The 24,182-nt window shown below is 61.5% G+C and carries 25 protein-coding genes and 1 tRNA gene; 14 read left to right on the forward strand and 12 right to left on the reverse strand.

Translation table 11 applies throughout. From position 1 onward, the window contains the following. Nucleotides 1-27: 27 nt before the first annotated feature. The 3 genes from hpaE to DBR46_RS01155 are packed head-to-tail and all read right to left on the reverse strand — an operon-like array spanning nt 28 to nt 2,965. Nucleotides 28-1,488 (reverse strand): 5-carboxymethyl-2-hydroxymuconate semialdehyde dehydrogenase, encoded by a 1,461-nt coding sequence (hpaE, locus tag DBR46_RS01145; protein ID WP_124524655.1) that lies wholly within the window; start codon nt 1,486-1,488, stop codon nt 28-30. A gap of 5 nt (nt 1,489-1,493) precedes the next feature. Then, entirely contained in the window at nt 1,494-2,294 is an 801-nt protein-coding gene (locus tag DBR46_RS01150) for a fumarylacetoacetate hydrolase family protein (RefSeq protein WP_124524656.1), read from the reverse strand. Next, the gene (locus DBR46_RS01155; protein WP_124524657.1) at nt 2,291-2,965 is read right to left on the reverse strand and encodes a fumarylacetoacetate hydrolase family protein; all 675 of its coding nucleotides are present in this window, start codon (nt 2,963-2,965) and stop codon (nt 2,291-2,293) included. The genes DBR46_RS01150 and DBR46_RS01155 overlap by 4 nt, the downstream gene beginning before the upstream one ends. A gap of 176 nt (nt 2,966-3,141) precedes the next feature. Here DBR46_RS01155 and hpaA point away from each other — a divergent pair, with 176 nt between their 5' ends. Then, the gene (hpaA, locus tag DBR46_RS01160) at nt 3,142-4,044 is read left to right on the forward strand and encodes a 4-hydroxyphenylacetate catabolism regulatory protein HpaA (protein ID WP_124524658.1); all 903 of its coding nucleotides are present in this window, start codon (nt 3,142-3,144) and stop codon (nt 4,042-4,044) included. Nucleotides 4,045-4,189: 145 nt separating this feature from the next. Here hpaA and DBR46_RS01165 read toward each other — a convergent pair whose 3' ends face one another. Then, nucleotides 4,190-5,446, reverse strand: a complete 1,257-nt coding sequence (locus DBR46_RS01165; RefSeq protein WP_124524659.1) for an OprD family porin — start codon at nt 5,444-5,446, stop codon at nt 4,190-4,192. A gap of 207 nt (nt 5,447-5,653) precedes the next feature. Here DBR46_RS01165 and hpaR point away from each other — a divergent pair, with 207 nt between their 5' ends. Then, nucleotides 5,654-6,076 carry a homoprotocatechuate degradation operon regulator HpaR gene (gene hpaR / locus DBR46_RS01170; RefSeq protein ID WP_124524660.1) on the forward strand — a complete coding sequence of 141 codons (423 nt, stop codon included), beginning with the start codon at nt 5,654-5,656 and terminating at the stop codon, nt 6,074-6,076. Between the two features lie 72 nt (nt 6,077-6,148). Continuing rightward, nucleotides 6,149-6,751, forward strand: a complete 603-nt coding sequence (locus tag DBR46_RS01175; protein WP_124524661.1) for a hypothetical protein — start codon at nt 6,149-6,151, stop codon at nt 6,749-6,751. Nucleotides 6,752-6,813: 62 nt separating this feature from the next. On the opposite strand, the gene DBR46_RS01180 is transcribed toward DBR46_RS01175, so the two are convergent. After that, nucleotides 6,814-6,900 (reverse strand) — tRNA-Leu (locus DBR46_RS01180). Between the two features lie 224 nt (nt 6,901-7,124). Between DBR46_RS01180 and DBR46_RS01185 the strand changes: the two genes are divergently transcribed. Beyond that, nucleotides 7,125-7,589 (forward strand): hypothetical protein, encoded by a 465-nt coding sequence (locus tag DBR46_RS01185; protein ID WP_124524662.1) that lies wholly within the window; start codon nt 7,125-7,127, stop codon nt 7,587-7,589. 38 nt (nt 7,590-7,627) lie between these two features. On the opposite strand, the gene deoC is transcribed toward DBR46_RS01185, so the two are convergent. After that, nucleotides 7,628-8,308: a deoxyribose-phosphate aldolase gene (gene deoC / locus DBR46_RS01190; protein WP_124524663.1), complete on the reverse strand. Its 681-nt coding sequence runs from the start codon at nt 8,306-8,308 to the stop codon at nt 7,628-7,630. Nucleotides 8,309-8,450: 142 nt separating this feature from the next. Between deoC and deoR the strand changes: the two genes are divergently transcribed. The 8 genes from deoR (at nt 8,451) to DBR46_RS01230 (ending at nt 17,183) form a co-directional block, all read left to right on the forward strand. Next, nucleotides 8,451-9,209: a DNA-binding transcriptional repressor DeoR gene (deoR, locus tag DBR46_RS01195; protein WP_124524664.1), complete on the forward strand. Its 759-nt coding sequence runs from the start codon at nt 8,451-8,453 to the stop codon at nt 9,207-9,209. Between the two features lie 154 nt (nt 9,210-9,363). Further along, nucleotides 9,364-10,338, forward strand: coding sequence for a substrate-binding domain-containing protein (locus DBR46_RS01200; protein WP_124524665.1), 975 nt, complete (start codon nt 9,364-9,366; stop codon nt 10,336-10,338). Nucleotides 10,339-10,383: 45 nt separating this feature from the next. Next, on the forward strand, nt 10,384-11,400 hold the full coding sequence (locus DBR46_RS01205) for a galactitol-1-phosphate 5-dehydrogenase (RefSeq protein ID WP_256659189.1): 1,017 nt from the start codon (nt 10,384-10,386) through the stop codon (nt 11,398-11,400). A 91-nt stretch (nt 11,401-11,491) separates the two neighbouring features. Beyond that, complete coding sequence (locus DBR46_RS01210) at nt 11,492-13,012, forward strand: ribulokinase (protein WP_124524666.1); 1,521 nt, start codon at nt 11,492-11,494, stop codon at nt 13,010-13,012. Continuing rightward, nucleotides 13,009-13,983: a sugar-binding transcriptional regulator gene (locus tag DBR46_RS01215; protein ID WP_124524667.1), complete on the forward strand. Its 975-nt coding sequence runs from the start codon at nt 13,009-13,011 to the stop codon at nt 13,981-13,983. Before DBR46_RS01210 ends, DBR46_RS01215 begins: the two co-directional genes overlap by 4 nt. Then, nucleotides 13,976-15,463, forward strand: a complete 1,488-nt coding sequence (locus DBR46_RS01220; protein ID WP_124524668.1) for a sugar ABC transporter ATP-binding protein — start codon at nt 13,976-13,978, stop codon at nt 15,461-15,463. The genes DBR46_RS01215 and DBR46_RS01220 overlap by 8 nt, the downstream gene beginning before the upstream one ends. A gap of 4 nt (nt 15,464-15,467) precedes the next feature. After that, nucleotides 15,468-16,496: an ABC transporter permease gene (locus DBR46_RS01225; RefSeq protein ID WP_124524669.1), complete on the forward strand. Its 1,029-nt coding sequence runs from the start codon at nt 15,468-15,470 to the stop codon at nt 16,494-16,496. A gap of 12 nt (nt 16,497-16,508) precedes the next feature. After that, nucleotides 16,509-17,183: an HAD-IA family hydrolase gene (locus tag DBR46_RS01230; protein WP_124524670.1), complete on the forward strand. Its 675-nt coding sequence runs from the start codon at nt 16,509-16,511 to the stop codon at nt 17,181-17,183. A gap of 155 nt (nt 17,184-17,338) precedes the next feature. Here DBR46_RS01230 and DBR46_RS01235 read toward each other — a convergent pair whose 3' ends face one another. After that, entirely contained in the window at nt 17,339-17,620 is a 282-nt protein-coding gene (locus DBR46_RS01235; protein ID WP_124524671.1) for a hypothetical protein, read from the reverse strand. A 134-nt stretch (nt 17,621-17,754) separates the two neighbouring features. Here DBR46_RS01235 and DBR46_RS01240 point away from each other — a divergent pair, with 134 nt between their 5' ends. After that, nucleotides 17,755-18,213 (forward strand): GFA family protein, encoded by a 459-nt coding sequence (locus tag DBR46_RS01240; RefSeq protein WP_124524672.1) that lies wholly within the window; start codon nt 17,755-17,757, stop codon nt 18,211-18,213. A gap of 2 nt (nt 18,214-18,215) precedes the next feature. Here DBR46_RS01240 and DBR46_RS01245 read toward each other — a convergent pair whose 3' ends face one another. Then, nucleotides 18,216-18,743 (reverse strand): DinB family protein, encoded by a 528-nt coding sequence (locus DBR46_RS01245; protein WP_124524673.1) that lies wholly within the window; start codon nt 18,741-18,743, stop codon nt 18,216-18,218. 125 nt (nt 18,744-18,868) lie between these two features. Between DBR46_RS01245 and DBR46_RS01250 the strand changes: the two genes are divergently transcribed. Next, nucleotides 18,869-19,561 carry a DUF533 domain-containing protein gene (locus DBR46_RS01250; protein WP_124524674.1) on the forward strand — a complete coding sequence of 231 codons (693 nt, stop codon included), beginning with the start codon at nt 18,869-18,871 and terminating at the stop codon, nt 19,559-19,561. Here DBR46_RS01250 and DBR46_RS01255 read toward each other — a convergent pair. The 4 genes from DBR46_RS01255 to DBR46_RS01270 all read right to left on the reverse strand — a co-directional run bounded on the left by DBR46_RS01255 (nt 19,558) and on the right by DBR46_RS01270 (nt 24,029). After that, nucleotides 19,558-20,367, reverse strand: a complete 810-nt coding sequence (locus DBR46_RS01255; RefSeq protein WP_124524675.1) for a hypothetical protein — start codon at nt 20,365-20,367, stop codon at nt 19,558-19,560. The two genes, DBR46_RS01250 and DBR46_RS01255, sit on opposite strands and share 4 nt — an antisense overlap. 18 nt (nt 20,368-20,385) lie before the next feature. Further along, nucleotides 20,386-20,733, reverse strand: a complete 348-nt coding sequence (locus tag DBR46_RS01260) for a DUF2493 domain-containing protein (protein ID WP_124524676.1) — start codon at nt 20,731-20,733, stop codon at nt 20,386-20,388. A 63-nt stretch (nt 20,734-20,796) separates the two neighbouring features. Then, nucleotides 20,797-23,511: a magnesium-translocating P-type ATPase gene (gene mgtA / locus DBR46_RS01265; RefSeq protein ID WP_124524677.1), complete on the reverse strand. Its 2,715-nt coding sequence runs from the start codon at nt 23,509-23,511 to the stop codon at nt 20,797-20,799. Between the two features lie 224 nt (nt 23,512-23,735). Next, nucleotides 23,736-24,029, reverse strand: coding sequence for a hypothetical protein (locus DBR46_RS01270; RefSeq protein WP_124524678.1), 294 nt, complete (start codon nt 24,027-24,029; stop codon nt 23,736-23,738). Between the last annotated feature and the right edge of the window lie 153 nt (nt 24,030-24,182).

A 24,182-nucleotide genomic window follows, 5' to 3' on the forward strand; every position in this document is an offset into this window, starting at 1 on the left:
TGAAGCCCGCCGCACACGGTGGTCCGGTTACACGCCCCAGCGCGGGATGTGGTGGCTGCCCATCGAGATGCACACGTTCTTGATCTCGGCGAACACTTCAAAGCTGTATTGGCCGCCTTCGCGCCCGGTCCCCGAGCCTTTTACGCCGCCGAACGGTTGACGCAGGTCACGCACGTTCTGGCTGTTGATGAACACCATGCCGGCCTCGATGCCACGCGCCAGGCGATGGGCCTTGCCGATGTCCTGGGTCCAGATGTAAGACGCCAGGCCGTACTCGGTGTCGTTGGCCAGTTGCAAGGCTTCGGCTTCGTCCTTGAACGGAATCAGGCACACCACCGGGCCGAAGATTTCTTCCTGGGCGATGCGCATGTTGTTGTTCACATCGGCGAACACGGTGGGCTGGATGAACTGCCCCTTGGCCAGATGCGCGGGCAGGTTGGCCGGGCGCTCAAGGCCGCCCGCCAGCAGGGTGGCGCCTTCTTCAATACCGATCTTGATATAGCCGGTGACCTTGTCGTAGTGGGCCTGGGTGATCATCGAGCCCACTTGGGTCTTCGGATCTTGCGGGTCACCGACGATCAGGCGCTTGGCTCGCGCGGCGAACTCGGCGACAAAGGCGGGATACACGCTTTCCTGAATGAACACCCGGCTGCCGGCGGTGCAACGTTCGCCATTCAACGAGAAAATCGTGAACAACGCTGCGTCCAATGCGCGCTCCAGGTCGGCATCTTCGAAGATCACCACCGGCGATTTGCCACCCAATTCCATCGAGTACTTTTTCAGCCCGGCGGTCTGCATGATCTTCTTGCCGGTGGCCGTACCGCCGGTGAAGGAAATGGCACGCACATCGGGATGCCGCACCAGTGCGTCACCGGCCGTCGCGCCGTAGCCCTGGATAATGTTGAGCACGCCATTGGGAATGCCGGCCTCGACGGCCAGGCGCCCCAGTTCGTTGGCGGTGAGCGGTGACAGCTCGGACATTTTCAGCACCGCGGTATTGCCCAGCGCCAGGCACGGCGCGGTCTTCCAGGTGGCGGTCATGAACGGCACGTTCCATGGCGACACCAGCGCGCACACACCCACCGGCTGGTACAGGGTGTAGTTGAGCATCTGGTCATCGACCGGGTAGGTGTGGCCGTCCATGCGGGTGCACACTTCGGCGAAGAAATCGAAGTTGTGGGAGGCGCGCGGGATCAACACGTTCTTGGTCTGGTGGATCGGCAAGCCGGTGTCCAGGGTTTCCAGTTCGGCCAGGTGCGGCACGTTCTGCTCGATCAGCTCGCCCAGTTTGCGCATCAGCTTGGCGCGTTGTGCGGCCGGGGTATTGGCCCACTTGGGGAAGGCTTCCTTGGCCGCGGCCACGGCTTGCGCGACTTCTTCGGCGCCGCCGCTGGCCACCTCACCAATCGCCTCGCCGGTGGCGGGGTTGTAGTTGATGAACACGTCTTTGCTTTCGACTTCGCGGCCGTTAATCCAGTGCTTGATCATGCTGTTCACGCCTCTTGCTCAGCGAGTTTTTTGTTCTTGAGAGTTTGCTGCTTGAAGAATTCGGTTTCGCTGACAATCCGGTTGACCAGGCGGCCGACGCCCTCGACTTCCACGATCACTTCATCGCCCGGGACCACATCGGCGAGCCCTTCCGGGGTGCCGGTGGCGATCATGTCGCCCGGTTGCAGGGTCATGAAGCTGGACAGGTATTCGATCAAGTAGGGGATGTCGAAAATCATGTCTTTGGTGCTGCCTTCCTGGCGCAGCTCGCCGTTGATCCAGGTGCGCAGCTTCAGGTCCGAGGCGTCGGGCAAGTCTGCCACGTCGACGATCCACGGACCGACCGGGGTGGTGGCGTCGCGGTTTTTCACGCGCAGGTTGGGGCGGTAGTAGTTTTCCAGGTAATCGCGGATCGCGTAGTCGTTGCACACGGTGTAGCCGGCCAGGTAGTCCAGCGCATCCTCACGCTTGACGTTGCGGGCAGGTTTGCCGATGACTGCCACCAATTCGCACTCGTAGTGCATGTAGGCGACGTTGTCCGGGCGCCAGGTGATCTGCTCGTGGCCGGTGTAGGTGCCTACGGATTTCACAAAGGCGAGGGGTTCGGTCGGCGGCGCGAAGGCCAGTTCCGCCGCGTGGTCGGCGTAGTTCAAGCCCAGGGCGAACATGCTGCCGGTGGCAGGCGGCAGCCACTCGACGGCGCTGGCCGGGACGCGGCGGCCGTCGGCGAGGAGCAGGGTGTTGTCGTCGCCTTCCACGGTGGCGGCATGAATGGCGCCTTCAAAACGGATACGTGCGTGTCTCATACAGCGGCCTCCTGCTCGGCGACGATGTGATTGACCAGGCTACCCAGGCCGCTGATCTGCACTTCGACCCGGTCACCCGGCAGCACGTCGACGCGGCCTTCCGGTGTGCCGGTGATCAATACGTCACCGGCGTGCAGGGTCATGAATTCAGTGATTTCAGCGATCAGTTGCGGGAGGCTGCGCACGAAGTTGGCCGTGGAGTTTTCCTGGCGCAGTTCGCCGTTGACCCACAGCCTCAGGCTCAAGTCGTGTGGGTTGTTAACCTGGTCGCGGGGAATCAATTCAGGGCCGATCGGGCAAAAACCATCACGGCATTTCGCCTTGACCGCCGGGCGGTAGTAGCTGTCTTCCGGCAGGCTGAACTCATTGACGATGGTGTAACCGGCCACGTAGTCGAGTGCCTGCGCCTCACTGACGCGGCTGGCGTCTTTGCCGATCACCACACCCAGCGCGGGGCCGGGTTGCAGGTGTTGGATACCCGCAGGGTAAATCACTGCCTGATCGTGGCCGTTGCGCGTATTGGGCGTCTTGATAAACAACACCGGTTTGACCGGCGGCTGTTTATACGGCGCTTCGTGGAATTGAGCGAGATGCTGATCAACCAGACCCTGGTAGTTCAGTGCAACACCGAACAGGGTGCCGGTCGCAGCGTCATGCAAGGCACGGCTCATGCTTTTCTCCTGGCAGGGGCGGGGCGCGGTTGGCCTCACCTCAATTGTTAATGTGTTAACGTTATAATTAAGATGTTAACGATCGTCAAGGCCTGCGCTGGTGGCGAAAGTCTTTTCGCAGGCGCAACATGAGCGGCGCTGCAGGCGATACCGATAAAAATAATGAGTACAGACAGATGAATGATCGTCACCCGATCCCCAACATCAACATCGGGCAGGTCTACGACCAGCGCTACAGCGACAGCGAGGTGCACTACGACAAGCTGGGCAACCTCGCCGGCTTTTTCGGGCGCAATATGCCGGTGCATCGGCACGACCGTTTTTTCCAGGTGCACTACGTCAAAAGCGGCGCGGTGCGTGTCTACCTTGACGACCAGCAATACCTGGAGTCGGGGCCGATGTTTTTCCTCACGCCGCCGACGATCCCCCATTCGTTCGTCACCGAAGCCGACAGCGACGGGCATGTGTTGACGGTGCGCCAGCAACTGGTCTGGCAATTGATCGAGAGTGACCCGCAATTGGCACCGGGCTCGCAATTGGCGGCGGCGTGTGTTGCGCTGGATCGGCTGGCCCCCGAATACCAGGGCGAAGCGCGGCGCTTGGCATTTTTGTTCGAAGAGTTGCGCGTCGAGATGAACAACACGGCGGCAGGTCACAGCGCGGCGCTGTTGAGCCTGACGCGCTTGATCATGATCAGCCTGTTGCGCCTGTGCGCCAACTCCCTGGAGGCAACACCCGCGCGCCATGAGGACCTGCAGATCTTCCATCGCTTCAACGAGCTGATCGAAGCCCATTACCTTGAGCACTGGGCGTTGGCACGTTATGCGCAGGCCGCAGGCGTCACGGAGGCAAGGCTTAATGACGTGTGCCGGCGTATCGCCGACTTGCCCTCCAAGCGCCTGGTGCTTGAGCGCGTCATGCAGGAAGCCAAGCGTTTGTTGCTGTTTACACGGGGTTCGGCCAACGAAATCTGCTACCAGCTGGGCTTCAAGGACCCGGCTTACTTCAGCCGTTTTTTCCAGCGCTACGCCCACATGACCCCGGGGGAGTATCGGCAACGTCAGGCGGGTTTGCGCTAGCGTCAGCATCGGTCTGTTCCGTCTTCATCCAACGGCTGCGAAAAAACCGCGCAGGGCGCGGCTGAAGAAAGAGAGACCCATGCTGATGGATTTTACGCGGCACGGACATGCGCTTTACGGTGGATCGATTGCACTTTCCACGGCGTTAGAACAGCGACAGGTTGTAGCCCACGATCAGCCGGGTTTCGTCGATGTCGGTGGTCAAGCCGCCGCCGGAGCGCAGCGTCGCATTGCGCAGACGGATGTTGAGGTTCTTGAACGTGCCGCTCTGCACCACGTAGCTCAGGTCTGTGTCTCGCTCGCGCTCGGTGCCGCCACTGACGCGGTTGGTGTCGATGTGGGAACCGCTGACGTAACGGGTCATGAAGGTCAGCCCCGGCAGGCCCATGGCGGCGAAGTTGTAGTCGTACCGCAGCTGCCAGGCGTCGGTTTCGGCTTTGGTGAAGACGTTGATCGTGACCAGGTTGACGGAGTAGGGGTCAAGGCCCGGGTAGGCGAAATCACCTTGGCCCGACAGGTTCTGATACCCCACGCCGAGTCGATGACCGCCGATGCTCAAGCTTTCCATGCCGTTGAAGAACCGGTTGTTGATCCGCCCGCCATCCACGCGGGTGGCGGCGCGCAGGCGGTGGTCGCCGTCTTCACGGGTGACGAAGTAGCGTAGGTCCGAGCGCAAGCTGACCCCACCGCCCAGGGGCATATCGTGGGTAAAACCGGCGAAGTCCTGGCTGTAGATGTCCTTCATGCGCGCATGGTAGTAGCTCGCGGTGAGCGTCGGGGTCAGCGCATAGCTGCCGCCGGCCAGGTCCAGATAGCGGGTGTTGACGCCGGCGTAGCTCATGGAATCGTTGCTGCTGGAGTCCCGCAGGTTCTGTTGTTCCAGGCGGCCGAGGTTTACGGTCAAACCGCCGACTTCCTTGGAGGTGATGAGTTCGCCGCTGTAGGTGGAGGGCAGCAGGCGCGTGTCGTTGAACGCGGCCACCGGCAGTTGCGGTTGCAGGGTGCCCACTTTCAGCACGGTCTGCGACAAGCGCACTTTGCCGGTCAGCCCTAGCTCGCTGTAACTGTCGGCAGCTCGGCCACTGGCGCCGTAGGGCAACAGGCCAGTGCCGTGGCGGTCCGGGCTTGAGTCCAGCTTGAGCCCCAGCTGGCCCAGCGCATCCAGGCCGAACCCCAGTGTGCCGTCGGTGAAGCCGGACTCATAACGCAAGACCAGGCCCTGGGCCCATTCGGTGGCTTGGCTTTGCGGCGCATTTGCCTGGCGATAGTCGCGGTTGAAGTAGTAATTGCGGGTTTCCAGCGTGGCCTTGCTGTCCTGGATAAAGTCGGCAAAGGCCTGGAACGGGAGGGCGGTGGTGCACAGGCTCAATGAGGCCAAAGCACTGCGGGTGCTGACGCGCATGGGGGTGATTCCTTGTTGTTTTTATTGGGATCGTTGGCAGGGACTATGGGTGCCCCTTTGTGTCGTTAACATATTATCGATAATGCAAAAAAGCAAAGCCTTCCTGCGACACTTCGTGTGGGTCGAAGCGACATGCCATCCGTCCCGCTGTTGCACCCGAAGGCCGTCGACCTTAATCTGGCCGTTCTTCCACAGCGCGCACACGAAATGGCCAATCCCAGACCTTCTCTGACCCTCACATTGCTCCAGGCACGCGAGGCCGCAATGGCCTTCTTCCGTCCAGGGCTCAACGAACACGACCTGACCGAGCAGCAATGGCGGGTGATCCGCATCCTGCGTCAGCAGGGCGAACTGGAAAGCCATCAGCTGGCCAACCAGGCGTGCATTCTCAAACCCAGCATGAGCGGTGTGTTAAAGCGCCTTGAGCGCGATGGTCTGGTAACACGGCGCAAATCCACCGAGGATCAGCGGCGTATCTTTCTCAGCCTGACGGTGCAGGGGCATCAGTGCTTCCTGTCGATGAGCGAGGGCATGGAGCGCGGTTATCTGGAGATCCAGCGTCAGTTTGGCGAAGACAACATGCAGCAGTTGCTTGAGTTGCTGGGCGAGCTGAAAAAGATCAAGCCTTGATGTGGCAGTGTGTGACGATCAAACGAAAAAACCGCCAGGAGGCGGGTTTTAAAGGGGGCCGTGGAGGGATCCATGAAAAAAACTATTGTCGTGCTTTTACTGGTCATTCTCGGATGTGGAGCAGCCGCTTATAGATGGAGCGAACTGCATAGCCGGGATAACGTGGCAAAAGCGTCATCAATGGTGTCCAGGCATCTGCTTGCTTTTAAACGGGAACCGAAACTAGACCTGTCCAGCTACTTGGCGCGCGGTGAAGATGCTGAGAAGGAGCTGGCGGCCGACCTGCTTGAGATGCAATCTGCCGATTGGTCGGGCGCCGAGACGAAAAGAGAGGCGGCAATAGAATTCACAACTCGCGCCTTGAACGTCATACGCACCCAGACGCGCTTTCGTACGGCAAGTTTGCGGGTCGGTATGACTGAGCGGCGACTGCTAGAGGATGAGCGCGCGCTAGCCCAAGAGACGGATCCGAACCGCAAGGCCCTGGCATCTGAGCGCCTGCAAGCCTACAAGGATAAGTACATGCAGGAGCGGTACGAGTATTACCATCAAGAGGCCGCTCTTGGGATGCACAGTGAGATGCTGCTAAGGGCAAATGAGGGGGTTAAAGTTGTATTCGGTGAAGATCGTGGGCTGGATGTAACGACTCAGGAATTTATGAAACAACTTTTCTAGCATTGCGGAGCAGAAACACAAAGGGCCTGCATGAAGTTAATCACGCAAGCCCTTGATATATATGGTGCCCGAACCCGGAATCGAACCGGGACGCCCTTACGAGCGGGGGATTTTAAGTCCCATGCGTCTACCAGTTTCGCCATTCGGGCGGTAGCGCGTTGTCGCAGGGTTGGGAATATATAGACCCAGGCGCTTCGGTGCAAGGCCGAGGGGCAGCTTTATTGCACCAAGGCGCAGAAGAAAAACCTCGATAGATCAGTGATCTACGCCGACTTTCCGGGGGGAAACAGAGGATTCCTACGGCGCGGGAACAAGATTCATATCGTGCAGTCATAGCGATATGCCATCTTGGCATTCTGGAAAGGAATCAATGATGCTCAGTGTTCGCAAGCGTGCCTGGATGATTGCTGCAAGTGTTGTGGGGATGTTGGCGGGTGCGGCGCAAGCGGCAGATACGGTGCAGTGGGGAGTGTTTAGTGCGTCAGGCGGCGACCGGCTGACCGGCGCCTCGCAGGAGGCCGGGAACAGGTATGTCCTGAAGACCTCGGCCATCTCCGTGGCTGACATCGAAGGCCTGCTAGCCAGCCAAAAGCGTACTGATACCGACCTGCAAAACGTTAAAAGCAAACTGGATGCCCAAGGCCGCGAGTTCGACGAGTTCAAGCGCAAGAACGGCTCCAGTTCCAGCGCCAGTGACAGTCAGTTATCGGATCTGCAGCGCACGGTGGCCGATCAAAAAAGCACGATCGAGCGACAAAAGAGCGATATCGACAGCCTCAAGCGCAGCCTGGACGATTTGAAGCGCAGTGTGGATACCTTGAGCAGCAAGGTGAAGTAACGCGTGCTGGAGCGAGCCTGCTCGCTCCAAACCCGGTCTTAGTAGGCGCCTGCCACCGCAGTGGCGCCGCTGACAATCGCGATCCCGGAGCTGCTGCCCAGTCGCGTCGCGCCAGCTTCGATCATCGCGTGAGCGGTCGCCACGTCGCGTACGCCGCCGGAGGCTTTCACGCCGATCACCGGGCCAACCACTTCGCGCATCAGGCGCACATCGGCCAATGTCGCGCCACCGTGGCCGAAGCCGGTGGAGGTCTTGACGAAGGCGACGTTCAACTCACGGCAGATCACACAAGCCTGGGTCTTCTGTTCATCGTTGAGCAGGCCGGTTTCCAGGATGACTTTGAGTGGTACTTCGCCACAGGCCTTGAGCACTTGGGCAATGTCATCGCGCACCAGGTCCAGCAGGCCGTCCCTTAACCAGCCGATGTTCAGCACCATGTCGATTTCCCGCGCACCGGCCTCGATCGCCAGGTGGGCTTCATGGGCCTTGGCGGCACCGAGGCCTGCCCCAAGCGGGAAGCCCACAACGGCGCACACCAGCGACGGCGCGCCTGCCAGGCACTCGGCGGCCAGCGGCACATTGGCACTATTGACGCACACGGACTTGAAGCCATATTGACGGGCCTCGTCGCACAGCAGGCGAATGCTCGCCTGGGAAGCGTCGGCGGCTAATAAGGTGTGGTCGATGTAGGCGGCGAGGGAGGAGGCGTCTTGGGGCATGGCAGAAGTCCTGTGGGAGAGGGTGCTGGCAAAAGCCGGTTTGTGTTAAGTTGAATGCATTAAATGTGAAATAAATAACATTGTAAATGGATTTTGTGAGCCGTTTTGTCATTCGGCCACAATCGATCAGGGTGAAAGCGCAGTGGATTCAAAGAAAACCGAACGATTCAAAGCCATGCACCGGGCCCTGCAAGGCGAGGCCGCGGTCCACCTGCGGGATATGGCTGCGTTGCTTGGGGTGTCGGAAATGACCCTGCGCCGCGACCTCGTGGACAACGTCCAGGGCTTGCGCCTGCTGGGTGGGCACGTCACCCGCAGCGGCGCGCCTGAGCCAGATTACCAAGTGGCCGAGCAGGACCTGCGCAACATCGCCGAGAAGCGCCAGATCGGCCAGCGCGCCGCCAGCCTGGTGCGCCCAGGCGATACGATCTTCATCGATTGCGGGACCACCACGCCGTTTATCGTCGATGCGTTGCCCGACGACCTGGAGTTCACCGCGCTGTGCAACTCCCTGAACGTGCTGCTCAAACTCCAGCAGAAGCCGCTGTGTACGGTGATCGTGTGTGGCGGCATGCTCGATCGACGCAACCTCGTATTTGAAAGCCGCGCCGAGGCGGGGATCGTTGACGGCATCCGCGTCGCCTGGGCGTTTATCTCTGCCGCCGGGGTCAGCGCGGCCCATGGCGTGACCTGCTACAACCTCAATGAAGTGGACGTGAAACAGCGCGTGATGGCGCGGGCGCAGACCTGTGTGCTGGTGGCCGACCACAGTAAATTCGATCAGGTGCGTGCGGCGCATTTTGCCGAGCTGGCGGATTTCCAGCGGGTCGTCAGCGACCCGGCTTTGTCCCAGGCCCACCAGCAAATCATCCAGGAGGGCGGAGCAATACTGATGGTGTGATTTTTATATCGTATGTTTGGATTCTAACAAAATAGCCTTGACACCTTCGGGCACAAGGCATAGTTTTTCAAATGTGATCGCGGTTCACATTTGTGAGCACGGCCTCCCTGAAGGTCGCGCCCGAATCCAGACAACAATAAAAATAGGAATCACCATGCTACAGATAGCCCGTAAACCTGTTCATGTGCTGTCCCTTGCTTTGGCTGTCGCGGCCTCGGTACTGGCGTTGAACGCCCAGGCCAAGGACCTGAAGATCGGTTTCAGCCAAGTGACCCTCCAATCCCCTTTCTATGTGCAACTGCGCGATGGCGCCAAAGCCGCCGCCGCCAGGGACGGCGACGAGCTGATCTTCCTCGATGCCAACGGCGACATCAGCAAGCAGAACAACGATATCCAGGACTTGCTGACCCGCAAGGTCGACGTGCTGATCATCAACGCCGTCAACCCGGATGCGGTGGGCGCCTCCCTCGAAGCGGCCAAGCGCGCCAAAGTGCCAGTTATTGCCGTGGACCGCGCCATCAACGCGCCCGTTGCCGCCACCATCGGGCGCAACAACGCCGAGATGGGCGAGCTGTCCGGCAAGGCGCTGGTGGCTGCCCTCAAACAAAAAGGCGTGGTCAACGGCAAGATCATCGAGATCCAGGGCGATGCCGGCGGCACTGTGATGAAAGAGCGCCGCAAAGGCTTCCACACGGCGCTGGCCGGTACCGACTTCAAAATCATCGACGGCCCCTACAGCGAATACATGCGTGCCAACGCAGTGACCGCAATGCAGGATCTGCTGCAAGCCCACCCCGACCTCAAGGCTGTGATCGCCCACAACGACGACATGGCCATGGGCGCCCTGCAAGTGCTCAACGAAAGCGGCAAGAAAAACGTACTGGTCGCCGGTGTGGATGGCTTGTCGGAAGCCATCAACGCCATCCAGAACGGCGATCAATACGTTGCCACTGCCCTCAACGATCCACGCTACCTCGGCGAAGTCGCGATTGAAGCGGCGCGAGGCTTGATCAGCGGCAAGACCATCCCGGCGTTTGTCGATGCCGGCACCAAAGTCGTGACCAAGGCCGATGCGGCCGAGATCAAGCACGACGCCACCTTCGGCGAATACCGTCCCGGCGCACTCTGAGTCGCGCTGAACACCTACATTGCCTATCCAACAGGGGAATTCACTGTGAAAGCTGCCGTCATGTACAAACCGGGTGATATCCGGGTCGAAGACGTTCCAAAACCTGGCGTAAAACCTGGCCATGCCCTGGTGCGTGTCGCTGCCTGCGGCGTGTGCGGCTCGGACATCCCGCGCATGTTGAGCAAAGGCGCCCACGTGATGCCGTTGATCTGCGGCCATGAGTTCGCAGGCTTTATCGAAGAGATCGGCAGCGGTGTCGAAGGTTACTCCGTCGGTGAACTGGTGACCGTGCCACCGATGATTCCCGATGTGACCAGTGACCAGTACGCCCGTGGCTTCCCATCCCGCTGCGAGCGCTACGACTACTTTGGCAGCCGCCGCGATGGCGCCTACGCTGAATACGTCAACGTGCCGCTGAGCAACCTGATCAAGGTGCCGGCGGGCATGGACCCGATTGCCGCGTCCCTGGTGGACCCGGCGGCGATTGCCCTGCACGCCATCTGGAAGTCAGACTTCAAGGCCGGGCAGAGCGGGGCGGTGGTGGGTTGCGGGCCGATTGGCCTGTTTGTGATCCAGTGGCTGCGCATCATGGGCGCCAAGGACATTGTCGCCATCGATATTGCCGAAGAAAAACTCGCTATGGCCCGTGAAGCCGGTGCGACCCACACCTTGCTCAGTGGCGCTTCGGATGTCGACCTGCCACGTTGCCAGTTGGTGATCGAAGCGGCGGGCCATCCCAGCTCGATCAACCAGGCGGTGCAATTGACCAAGGCCGGCGGCCACGTGGTGTTTATTGGTATTCCTGCCGGTGAAGTGCCGCTGAGCACCGCGACCTTCTCGCACTTTCTGCGCCAGGAAATCTCCCTGCACGGCGCCTGGAACTCGTTCTCTGCACCGTTCCCGGGGGATGAGTGGACCGCCTCAATCGACAAGCTGGCCTCGGGTGACTTGCAGTGGAAATTCATGATCACCCACGACCTGCCGCTGACCGAGTTGCCGGCGATGTTCCAGCGTTACGCCGACCGTAGCGAAGTGGCGGCCAAGGTGATTTTCCGCCCTTGATGCACGCTTGCTTGGCCCCGCCCTGCAACGCCCGCCGTTGCAGGGTTTAAAACAAAAAGCGTCGGCAGCACAAGACGCAGGAGGACGACCGATGACCTTGTTGTTGGGACTGGATTTCGGAACAGGTGGCGTGCGGGCCGGGTTATACGACCTGCACAGCCACAAACTGGTGCAGGTGGCCGAGGCGCCCTACACCACGCAATACCCGCAGCTGGGCTGGGCCGAGCAGGCGCCCGCCGACTGGTGGTCGGCATTGGGCAAGGCGTGCAGGCAGCTGATGAGCCAGGCCGGGCATCCCCAAGTGGCGGCGGTGTGCGTCGCCACCACCGCTTCAACGGTGGTCGCTGCACAAGCGGATGGCCAACCCCTGGCCCCGGCACTGTTATGGATGGACTGCCGTGCCGCCGTTGAGTCGGCGCGCACCGCCCACATCAGCCACCCCATGATGAACCAGGGCGGCGACGCGGTGGAGTGGCTGGTGCCCAAGGCCATGTGGCTGGCCGAGCACGAGCCTGAAGTGTATCGGCGTGCCGCGCGGATTTGCGAAGCGGTGGACTGGATCAACTTCCAGCTCACCGGGCGCTGGGTGGCTTCCCAACTCAACGCCAGCTGCAAATGGAACTACGACACGCAGCAACAACGCTTTCCCGTGGAGCTGTATGCCGAATTGGGTATCCCGGAACTGGCGCAAAAGCTGCCGCCGGAAGTGATCAAGGTCGGCGGGCGCATCGGCCCTCTGACCTTTGATGCGGCCAATCACCTGGGGCTGAGCCGTGACACGCTGGTGGCGCAAGGCGGCATTGACGCCCATATGGCCATGCTCAGTGCCGGTACCACCGGCGCGGGCGAACTGCTGTTTATCGGTGGCACGTCGGTGGTGCAATTGATGCACACCCCCAAGCGCATCGATGTACCTGGTATCTGGGGGCCGTACCCTGACGCGTTGCTGGACGGCCAATGGCTGATGGAAGGCGGGCAGGTCTCGGCCGGTTCGATTCTCAATTGGCTGGCACAAAAGATGTTCGGCCTGGATGACGCCGGCCATCAGCAATTGATCCGCCAGGCGGGTGCGTTGCAACCGGGCTCCACCGGCCTGTTGGTGCTCGATTACTGGATGGGCAACCGTACGCCATATCGTTCACCGGATATGCGCGGCGCGATCATGGGCTTGTCCCTCAATCACGACCGGCACGACCTCTACCGCGCCTCGGTGGAAGCCATCGCGCTGGGCTCGGCGAATATTTTTCACACCTGGCGCAATGAAGGCATCGAGATCACCCGGGTGGTCGCCGCCGGTGGGTTCCAGAAGAACCCGTTGTGGTTGCAGGCCACCGTCGATGCCACTGGCGTGCCCTTTGAGATGGTGCCCCACGACAACCTCACGTTGATCGGTACCGCCGCCGCGGCTGCATGTGCCCTCGGCGAGTTCACTGACTTGCAGCAAGCCGCCACCGCGTTTACCACCGTCGGCCGCCTGATCGAACCCGACCCCTATGCCCACGAGCAGTACATCGAGCTGCTTGGCCGTTATCGCGCCGCCACCGACAGCGTGGCGCCCATCAGTTGCAAGCCGCCCGCCAACCGTGTGCTCGGCGTAAGGCCAGCAGCATGAGCGCCGAATCGCTGTCACCCAAGCTCACCGGGGACTCCCAGCGCGACGACTTGATGGTGCAGGTCGCCAAGCTGTACTTCGATCTGGAAAAGACCCAGAGCGAGATTTCCAAAGAAACCGGCCTGACTCGCTGGCAGGTCAGCCGCTTGTTGCGCGAGGCGCGGGACTGTGGCGTGGTGCGCATCGATATCGTCGCCCACTCTGCGCGCGTGCCTGCGCTTGAGGTGGCGTTGCAGCGCCGCTTCGGCCTGCGTGAAGCCCTGGTACTGGACGTCGAGGACGACGACGCCCTCAACGTGGTCACCCAAGCCGCGGCGCGCTACCTGTGCAACCTGCAACCCCAACCCGCGCTGATCGGCGTGTCCTGGGGCCGCACCCTGACCAAGATGGCCCAATGGCTGGTGCCGCGCTGGAACGAAGGGGTCAATGTGGTGTTGCTCAATGGCGCGATCAATACGCGCTCCTCAGGCGAGCCCAACCATAACGTCGCCGAGCGTTTTGCCCAGGCGGCGCGCGGCCAGGCCACCTTGCTGCCGGTGCCGGCGATTCTGGGGCATGCCCATACCCGCGAAGCGCTGGAGCAAGACCCGGTGATCGCCGAGGTCATGCGCCTTGGCGAGCAGGCACCGGTGGCGTGCTTCAGCCTTGGGGAGTTGTCTGATCATTCGGTGCTGATGGAGTCCGGCTACATCGACCGGCCTTTGCTCGCCGAACTGGAGCGCCTGGGAGCCGTCGGCGACATCATGGGCCGCTTTATCGGCATGGACGGCGAGCCGGTGCTGCCGGAGCTGGACGCTCGCACCCTCGGCCTGCGCCTGTCGGCCCTGCGGGAAAAAGACTGGTCGATTGCCGTGTGTGTCGGCGCCCACAAGCACCGCATCGTCCACGCCAGCGTCAAGGCCGGCTACGTCAATGTGCTGGCCACCGACGCCGCGACCGCCCGTTATTTGCTGGAGCAGGATCATGAATGAGTTGGCCCTGGAAATTCGCCATGTCAGCAAGCGCTTTCCGCCGAATGTGATCGCGTTGACCGATGCGTCCCTAGACCTACGTCCCGGTGAAGTGCACTGCCTGCTGGGCGCCAACGGTGCGGGCAAAAGCACGCTGTTGAAGATCGTCGCCGGTGCCCATCGCCCGGATGGCGGCAGCCTGTCCATCGCCGGCAGCCCGGTGGAGTTGAAGAACCCGCAACAGGCGCGTCAGGCCGGGATCGCGATGATCTACCAGGAACTGGACCTGATCCCGCAGATGACCGTCGAAGAAAACCTGATGCTCGGCTACGCGCCACGGCGTTTCGGCATGATCGACCGCCGCAAGCGCAGCGCGTTGGCCAAGGCAGCGCTGATGCGGGTTGGGGCAAACTTTGCCAGCACCGACCGGGTGGGCAGCCTGTCGATTGCCAACCAGCAACTGGCAGCCATCGCACGGGCATTGACCTGCGAGGCCAAGGTCGTGGTGATGGATGAACCGTCTGCCGCACTCAACGAAACCGAGCTCAAGCAGGTGTTCCAGGTGATCCGCGAAATCACCGCTGCCGGTGTGGCGGTGTTGTATGTGAGCCACCGGCTCAATGAGATTCGCGAAATAGGTGACCGCGTGACGGTATTGCGCGCCGGGCGCACCTTGCAAACCCACGAGCTGGCGCACATTGACGACCAGGCATTGATTGCGGCGGTGGTCGGCGAGCACCGTGACCTGCTGGAGCGCAGCCCGCGACAGGCGCCGCGTGAAGCGTTGGCCCTGGATATCCGTCGACTGCAAGGCGCGCAAGGATTGGATGTACGCGCGTTGCAAGTGCGCCAGGGCGAGATCGTCGGCTTGGCCGGCCTGAACGGCGCCGGCCGCAGCACCTTGCTCAAGGCGTTGTTCGGGGTAGGGCGCAATGACAGCGATGTGGAGCTGTTCGGCGAACCCTATCGGCCGCTGACCTCACGCCAGGCGATCCGCCAAGGCGTCGGGCTGGTCCCGGAAAACCGCAAGACCGAAGGCCTGTTGCTGGACGCGCCGATCTACCGCAATGCCTGCCTTGTGCATGCACGGCATCTGCGCTGGTTTTCCCACCGCCAGGCCAAGGACCGCGCCGGCCCGGTGCTGCAACGCCTGCAAACCAAGCTCGACAACCTGGAGCAACCGGTGCGTCAGCTTTCCGGTGGCAACCAGCAGAAAGTGGTGATGGCCAAGTGGGTGATCGACGGCGCGCGCCTGCTGCTGCTGGACGAACCGAGCCGTGGCCTGGATGTGGGCGCCAAGGCCGACCTCTATGCCCTGGCCCGCAGCCTGGCCCAGGAAGGCGCGGGCGTGCTGGTGGCCAGCAGTGAGCTGGATGAGTTGTACGTCAATTGTGACCGGATCTGGGTCATGCACGAGGGGCGCAACGCAGTCTGTTTCGACCCATTGAATGCCAGTCGCGACCAGATCGACCAGGCCATCCTTATTGGTAAAAGAGTGTAGAGCCATGACTATCGCCAGTAACCCCACACCCGTATTCGACAAGCCCGTGACCCTTGCCGCCAGCCGCCGCAGCGCCGTGCTGGAATGGGTGATGCGCTACAACTTTGTGTTCATCTTCCTGTTTGCCGTGGTGGTGGCAACGTTTTTGTCGGATGACTTCCTGACCTTCGGCAACATCGCCAATCTGTTCCAGCAAGGGGCCATTGTGGGGATTGTCGCCATCGGCATGACCTTTGTGATCCTGACCGCTAATATCGACCTGTCGGTCGGCAGCCTGTGCGCCTTCGGTGGCATTCTGGTGGCGGTGCTGTTGCAGAACCAGGTCAGCGGCTGGCTGGCAGTGCCGGCCACCTTGCTGGTGGGCTTGGCCATCGGCACCTTGATGGGCAGCCTGACCGTATTCGGCAAGGTGCCTAGCTTTATTATCACCCTGGCTGGGTTGGTGTCGCTGCGCGGGGCCACCTTTCTCGCCTCCGATGGCGCGCCGATTGGCGGCTTGCCGGCCAGCTTCACCGGGTTTGGCTCGTCGATGATCGACATCCTGCCGAGTGCCGGCATCGTGTTTCCGGTGCTGGGGCTGATCTTCATCCTTATCACCCTGATCGCCTGGCTGGTGCTGCGCTATACCGTGTTTGGCGAGTATGTGCTGGCTACCGGCGGCAACCTGGAAGCCGCACGCCTGTCCGGTGTGCCGGTGCGGGCGGTCACCATTGGGGTGTTTGCCATCTGCGGCGCATTGGCGGCATTTGCCGGGTTGTTGATGACCTCGCGGCTGCATGTGGGTCAACCCACGGCCGCCCAGGGCCTGGAGCTGGACGCTATCGCCGCCGTGGTACTGGGTGGCACCAGCCTGTTCGGCGGGCGCGGCAGCGTGGTGGGCACGGCAGTGGCGGTGATGCTGCTGCAAGTGCTGCGCAATATCTTCAATTTGCTGGGGCTGGGTTCGTTTTATCAAATGGCGATTACCGGCGTGATCATTGTGTTGGCCATCCTGCTCAACCGCTTGATCGACCATTACGCCGGGCGTACTTGAGGATAACGACGAATGAATGCACCACAGATCAAGGCCGTGATCTTCGATATGGATGGCTTGTTGCTCGACACCGAGGGCGTCTATACCGAGGTCACCCAAATTATCTCCGACCGCTACGGTGGCCGGGCTTTTGACTGGCAGTTCAAACAGCACACCATTGGCCTTGGGGCGTATGACCTGGCGAGCTACATCGTGGGTTCGCTTGAGCTGCCGATCAGCCCCGAGGCGTTCCTGGAACTGCGTACGCCGCTGATGAACGAACGTTTCCCCCGCGCCGGCGCCATGGCTGGGGCCGAAGCCCTGGTGCGACACCTGTCGGCCAAAGGCGTACCGATTGCGGTGGGGACCAGCTCATCGCGGCATTACTTCGATTTGAAGATCAGCCGTCATCGGCAATGGTTCGGTTTGTTTGATGCGATTGTCACGGCGGACGACCCACACGTCGGCGCGGCCAAGCCCGCACCGGACATTTTCCTGGTGGCAGCCCAACGCCTGGGCGTGGCCCCGGCGGATTGCCTGGTGTTCGAAGATTCACCGTTTGGTGTTACGGCGGCGAAGGCGGCGGGGATGTATGCGGTGGCAGTTCCTGATCCGGCGATGCCGGATGAGAAATTCCAGCATGCTGACCATCGTCTCGTCAGCCTCGAAGCCTTCGAACCCGTTTCATGGGGCTTGCCTGCATACTAAAAAGCACCGCAAGTCCCTGTGGGAGCGGGCTTGCTCGCGAGTGCGGTGTGTCAGTTGGTGCATTTGATGCTGATACACCGCTTTCGCGAGCAAGCCCGCTCCCACACAAGCCCGCTCCCACCTAGTGGTGTGCACACTTTGGGAACGGTGTGGCCTCAGACAAACGGCTGCCCGCTGAACCCGCGTGGCAAACGCTGCAATCCCGGCAAATCAGTAAGGCGCTGCGTCCACGCGTTGCGCCAGTCGCCGGCGGTATGAGCCTTGGCTCTGCGGTTGGCACGCCGGGTCGCATTGCGTTGCACGCGGCGGGCTTCCTTGTAGGCATCGGTGTTGCGGCAGGTGCGGCACTTGACCCGATTCAGCTCGGTGCTGGAGGGGAGGTTGGTGCCGTGGTGGCCGCAGGCAAGATGGCCGGCGACCTTGAAGTGAATGACCATAGGAGCATCTCCTTCTTATAGGGGAGGGTGGGAAGGCTTTTCCCGGTGCCTCAATGTTGTGACCCCGCCTGCACAGCCGCGTTCGCTTTAGTTTGGTACCCTGACGCGCACCCAATCATAAAAAGGAAGCAATGATGAGCGTCGAAACCCTGCCACACGAGGGCAGTTGCCGCTGCAATCGCGTGCGTTTCAGTGTCAGCGTGGCCCCGGTGATCACCATGGCGTGTCACTGCACCGGCTGCCAGAAAATGTCCTCCAGCGCTTTCTCCCTCAGCGCCTTGATACCCGCTAGCGGCTTCACAGTGACCGCTGGTTGCCCGGTGATCGGCGGGTTGCAGGGGGTGGACCGTCACTACTTTTGCCCCCATTGCATGAGCTGGTTGTTTACGCGCCCCCATGGCATCGATGAGTTCGTCAATGTGCGCGCCACCTTGCTGGATAACGCCAACGAGTACGTGCCTTTCATGGAAACCTGGACTCGGGAAAAACTGGCCTGGGCCACCACCCCTGCCGTCGAAAGCTTTGCGCAATTGCCGCAGCCGGAGGCGTTTCCGCGATTGTTGCAGGCCTACGCTGAGTTTACCGCGCGCTGAGTTCAGTCAATCAAGGCCAGCAGGTCGGTGTCGCCCACATCCACACCGGCCTGGCTCAGCAGTGTGGTCACTTGGCCGCGATGGTGGGTCTGGTGGTTGAAGAAGTGCAGCAACAGGCTGAAAAAGTCCTTGTTGGCCGCGACGCCGCGCATGTTGTGGTACTGCAAGCGCTGGTCTAGCTCGGGCGCTTGCAGGGTGTTGACCCAGTCGATGATCAATCGATCCAGCCAGATGCGATAGGCGGCGAGTGCACGCAGGTCGGCGAAGGCCAGTTGCCTCAGGTCGGCCGGCATGGCGACAGCCTCCAGCGGTACCAGCGCCAAATAACCTGCCGGGTGTTGGGCAAAGCGCTTGAGCCACACTGTATCGCCGAGGGCCAGGTGGTTCAGCGTGCCGAGGATCGAGTCGAAAAAGGCCCGTCGATCTTCCAGCAGTTGCGCGTCCGTGAGGTGGCTGGCGGCGTCATACACCTTTTGGTTCATCCACTGGTTGTAGCTTGCCATCAGCGTGATGTGTTCAATCCGGTTCACGGGGTTGCTCTCTTGAAAGCGGGGTGGCGCCATCATAAGCCGCGCCCGCCCGGCGGTCATGGTGTTCCGGCAGGCACGGGCTATGGTTGTTAGACGCCAACAGTGCGCCCTCGGAGGGTCACAGCATGAACACCAGCGATCTACTGGAACAACTCCTGCGCGCCGGGCAATCGGGCGGCGGTGGCTCGGGCAACGGCCTGGGCGGGTTGCTCGGCGGTTTATTGAAAGGCACCAGCACCGGCAATGCATCGGCGGGCGGCGGTTTAGGCGGGTTGTTAGGCGGGCTCGGCGGCCTGTTGGGCGGCGGCGCGACTGCACGGCCTGCGCAGGGGCGCGCTGGCGGGATGAATTACGCGGCACTGGCGTCGTTGGGCATGATGGCCTTCCAGGCGTATCAGGCCTGGCAGAGCCAGCAGGCCAGCCAACTGCAAGCCGCCTTCCAGACGGCGGACCAGCTTGATGGCCCCGAGGCCGAAGCCCATAGCCATGCGGTATTGCGCGCCTTGATCGCGGCCGCCAAGGCCGATGGGCGTATTGATGAAAAAGAGCAGCAGATGATTTCCAACGAGCTGCGCCAGCACACCGACGATCCGCAGTTGCAACAGTGGCTCGACGCCGAAGTCGCTAAGCCGCTGGATGCCGCGGATTTCGCCGAGTTTGCCGGCGACCCCGCGGTGGCTGCCGAGGTGTATCTGGCCAGTGTGCTGCTGGTGGATGACCAGCAGGACGCCGAACGCAATTACCTGGATGATCTGGCGGCGCAGCTGCAACTCGATCCGCAGTTGCAGCTGCACCTGGAGCAACAGGCCAAAGCCTAGAAGCGCAACGTGGCGCCGGTGGTCAGCCATTGATCGCGATCACCGCTCAGGCTGCGCCCGACGATCAGGTCCACATCGACAAACTCGCCAAGGTGCAGGCGCGGCCCGGCCTGCCAGGCCTGGTCGCCGCCGCGCTGGCCGTAGCGCTCACCGATCAGCGTGAGGGCGGGCGCCAGTTGATACTCGAAACCGCTGCCCCAGGTCAGGCGATGGTTTTGTTCACCGTCATCATAGGCATGGGTCCAGCCGGCATTCAGGCTCAGGCGCAGCGACTGCAAGGGCTGCCAGGTCAACGGCAGATTCAGGTCCGCCCCATCAAAGGCGTGCCGACGATCCAGCGCAACGTGCGCCCCGGCGGCCACCGCCATCTCCAACCCCAAGTCTTCCCGCGACAACACCTGTGCCTTGAGTTGCGGGCTGATCTGGCTTTCGCCTCCAGCCCGCGAAAGTGCCGCGCCCCATTGCACGGAGGGCAGGGCGCTGAAGGTGCACGCGGGAGACAGTGTTTCGCTGTGGCTGCTGCCATCGTGGCGGTTGGCGCTGAACCAAGCGTCCACGTTGCAGGTGCCCGGCGCATTGATTGCGCCATCGTCGACCACATAGGCCCCGCCAGCGGCATGGGCCTTGGACAGCAGTGCTATCAGCAACAGCATGGCCAGGGTCAGGCCGATAAATACCAGGTTGCGCCGTAATGCACGGCGTTTGGCCGGCGGCAACAGCAACAAGGTGTGGCGTGCGCCGCGATAGTGACGCGCACGGTATTTGGCAAACCCATCCGGGCGTTGCGGCGTGTGTTTGTTGTGCATGATGCACCTCGCGTGAATTCAGCTTTCTACGGTCAGCACCGAAATGCCGCTGGCTTTGGCCTGGCAGACCAGCTCTGACGTGTCTTCACCACCCGGCAGGGCAATGACCACGTCGGGCCGGCTGTCGGTCAGCATGAAATGGTTGCGCTGGCGTTCCGCCTGTTTGCCGTGGCGTTGCCAGTTGGGCGGGTAGCGCACCACGTCGATGCCCAGTTCCCGTGCCCACTCCTCGACGTCGCTGCCCAGGAACTGGTTGCCGCCATGGATCAATACCTGCACCGGGCGCAGGCGGTGGTAAGCGTCCAGCACTTGGCGGGACTTCTTGGTGTCGGCGTAATGACGACCTGCACAGATCAAGACGCGCATATTCGAATCCTTGTGATGCACGGTGACGGCCGGGCGACCGCCACCGTTTGAACGGCGGGGGGATCAGTACCACTGCTTGAAGCGGCGGATGTAGATCGTTTTCATCAGTTGCGCCACGCAGCAGTAGCTGAGCAGGGTGCCCACCAGCCATGGGAAGTACGCCAGCGGCAGCGGTTGCAGGCCGACCAGGGTGCCCAATGGCGAGAACGGCACGTAGATCCCCAGCGCAATCACCACGCAGGTCATCATCAATACCGGCCATGCGGCGGTGCTTTGGAAGAACGGGATCTTGCGGGTGCGCAACATGTGCACCACCAGGGTTTGCGAGAGCAGCCCCTCGATAAACCAGCCGGACTGGAACAGGGTCTGCATCTCCACGCTGTTGGCGCTGAACACGTACCACATCAACGCAAAGGTGGTGATGTCGAAGATCGACGAGGTCGGCCCGATCCAGATCATGAAGCGGCCGATGTTTTTCGCGTCCCACTTGCGTGGCTTGGCCAAGTATTCCTTGTCCATCTTGTCCCACGGCAGGGCCAGCTGGGAGATGTCGTACATAAGGTTTTGCAGGAGCAGGTGAATCGCCAGCATCGGCATGAACGGGATAAACGCGCTGGCCACCAATACCGAGAACACGTTGCCGAAGTTGGAACTGGCGGTCATGTTCAGGTACTTCATGATATTGCCGAAGGTTTCGCGGCCCTTGAGCACGCCTTCTTCCAGCACCATCAGGCTCTTTTCCAGGAGGATGATGTCGGCCGATTCCTTGGCGATATCAGTGCCGCTGTCCACCGAGATACCCACGTCAGCGTCACGCAGTGCCGGTGCATCGTTGATGCCGTCACCGAGGAAGCCCACGGTGTGGCCGTTGGCTTGCAAGGCCTTGAGTACGCGGGATTTCTGCAGCGGGGTCAGCTTGGCAAACACCGTGCGTTCTTCCACGCGGCGCAGGAGTGTGGCGTCGTCCATCGCTTCGATTTCTGCGCCGAGCAGCGGCTGGCCTGGCTCCAGGCCGACCTGGCGGCAGATCTTGCTGGTGACCACGGCGTTGTCGCCGGTCAACACTTTTACCGCCACGCCGATTTGTTGCAGCGCGGCAATCGCCGGGCCGGCGGTTTCCTTTGGTGGATCGAGGAAGGTCAGGAAGCCCTGGATCACCAGGTTGCGTTCATCGGCGGTGGTGTATTGCGAGCGCGCCAGGGCCTTGGGAATGTTGCGCGTGGCCACCACCAACACACGGAAACCGTCTTCGTTGTAGTCGTTGGCCAGTGCCAGCAACTCGTTGCGGCGGCGCTCATCCAGCGGTACAGCGTCGCCGCCTTCCATCACATGGGTGGAAATGCTCAGCATCTCCTCCACGGCGCCCTTGCACACCAGCAACTGATCATCGGCGGCATCCTTGACCACGATGGACAGGCGACGGCGGACAAAGTCGAAGGGCAATTCATCCACCTTGCTGTAGGCAAATGGCACCTGGAACTTCGGGTTTTGTTCGGAGAACTGCACCACGGCCTGGTCCATCAGGTTTTTCATGCCGCTTTGGTGATGGCTGTTGAGCCACGCCAGGGACAGTACCGCATCATCGCGCTGGCCGAAGGCGTTGACGTGATGTTCGAGGATGATCTTGTCCTGGGTCAGGGTGCCGGTCTTGTCGGTGCACAGCACGTCCATCGAACCGAAGTTCTGGATCGCGTTGAGGCGCTTGACCACCACTTTGCGCTTGGCCATCGCCGTGGCGCCCTTGGCCAGGTTGGCACTGACGATCATCGGCAGCATTTCCGGGGTGAGGCCGACGGCAACCGCCAGGGCGAACAGGAACGCATCGCCCCAGTCACCCTTGGAGAAGCCGTTGAGCAGGAACACGATCGGCACCATCACCAGCATGAAACGGATCAGCAGCCAGCTGACGCTGTTGACCCCACGGTCGAACGCGGTCTGCACCCGCGAGCCAACAATCGCCTTGGCCAGCGAGCCAAAGTAGGTGCGTGGCCCGGTGGCCACCACCACGGCCTTGGCCCGGCCGCTGACGACGTTGGTGCCCATGAAGCAGATGTTCGGCAGGTCCAGCAGGTTGCCCTGGTCGGCGGCCGGGGGCGCAGCGGATTTTTGCGTGACGTCGCCAAGGGTGTCGTACTTTTCCACCGGCAAGGCTTCGCCGGTGAGCACCGCCTGGCTGATGAACAGGTCGCGGGATTCGATCAGGCGGATGTCGGCCGGGATCATATCGCCGGCGGATAGCTGCACGATGTCGCCGGCCACCAGGTCACGCATCGGCACTTCACGCAGGGTCGGCTGGGCACCGACTTGTTCGCGGCGCAGCACGGTGGCGGTGGTGCGCACCATGGCTTTCAAGGCTTCGGCGGATTTCGCCGAGCGGTGTTCCTGCCAGAAACGCAGCAGGCTGCTGAGCAGGACCATGGTCATGATGATGATGACTTTGGTCAGGTCGACTTCTTCACCGGCTTGCAGCGGCAGCCAATAGTCGGTGACAAAGCTGATGCCGGCCAAGGTCAGCAGCACGTAGATGAACGGGTTGTTCAGCGCTTGCAGGAACTGCACGATGGCGTGTGGCGGCTTGTCATGGGCGACTTCGTTGTAGCCTTCCCGGTGCAGGCGTGCAGCGGCGTCCAGTTCGGTCAAGCCATCCTGGGTGGCACGCACGTTGGCCAGGGTGGCCGACAGGCCGTTGTGGGCTTCGCGGGCGGCGCGCATCGACAGTTTGGTGTCGGCGTCGGTGGTGGTTTTCTTGTGCAGTGGCGTGTTTTTTACGGCGCTCATGGTGTGTACTCCTGTCGCCAATTCTCGACAAAACATACCCGGTACTTACCTGCTGACAGGCGAGCGAAAGCATGCCGAGCCGCGGACTTCGCGATCGGTTTAAATAAGGTGTCTGGACAACTTTTTGCAGCGGCTTTAGTTAACTAGCGCGCAGCGGATTACAACTGGAATAGTTCATAAAGAACTCCAGGGTATTGATCAGTTAGTTGCTGTTTCCAGCAGGATTAACCGGCGCGCGCGCTCAGGTAGAAACCGAGCAGCAGACCGGCTTGTGCCAGGCTGGAAACCTTCGGTCTCTGTGGGTCCTGCGGATCGGCGTGATCCCAGTGCTGCGCCAGTTGGCCGCTTTCCGGGCAGATACGCCAATGCGCCAACGGGCGAGCCGGGCGCACTTGAGGGGAGGGTGTGGCAAAGGCCGAGCGGGTCGGGGAAAACCCCATAGGCTCGCGGCACAGCTTGGCGCGCAGGGCTGCCGCTAGCGTGCGAACATCATGTAAAACAAAGGCTTGGAAGGTCATAACACACCTCGGGACCGGACGGGCGACCGGTGAGGCAGTTACGGTGGAGCATCGAGCTCTAGCGCAGCTTACCGGACCGGGAAACGAGTCCTGTCATATTCTGGGTTGGGCGCCCGATGCCCGCAAAGGCGGTGCTCGGACAGCGACTAGATA

Origin of the sequence: Pseudomonas sp. KBW05 (genome assembly GCF_003852405.1) — a bacterium.
In the GTDB taxonomy this organism is placed as follows: Bacteria; Pseudomonadota; Gammaproteobacteria; order Pseudomonadales; family Pseudomonadaceae; genus Aquipseudomonas.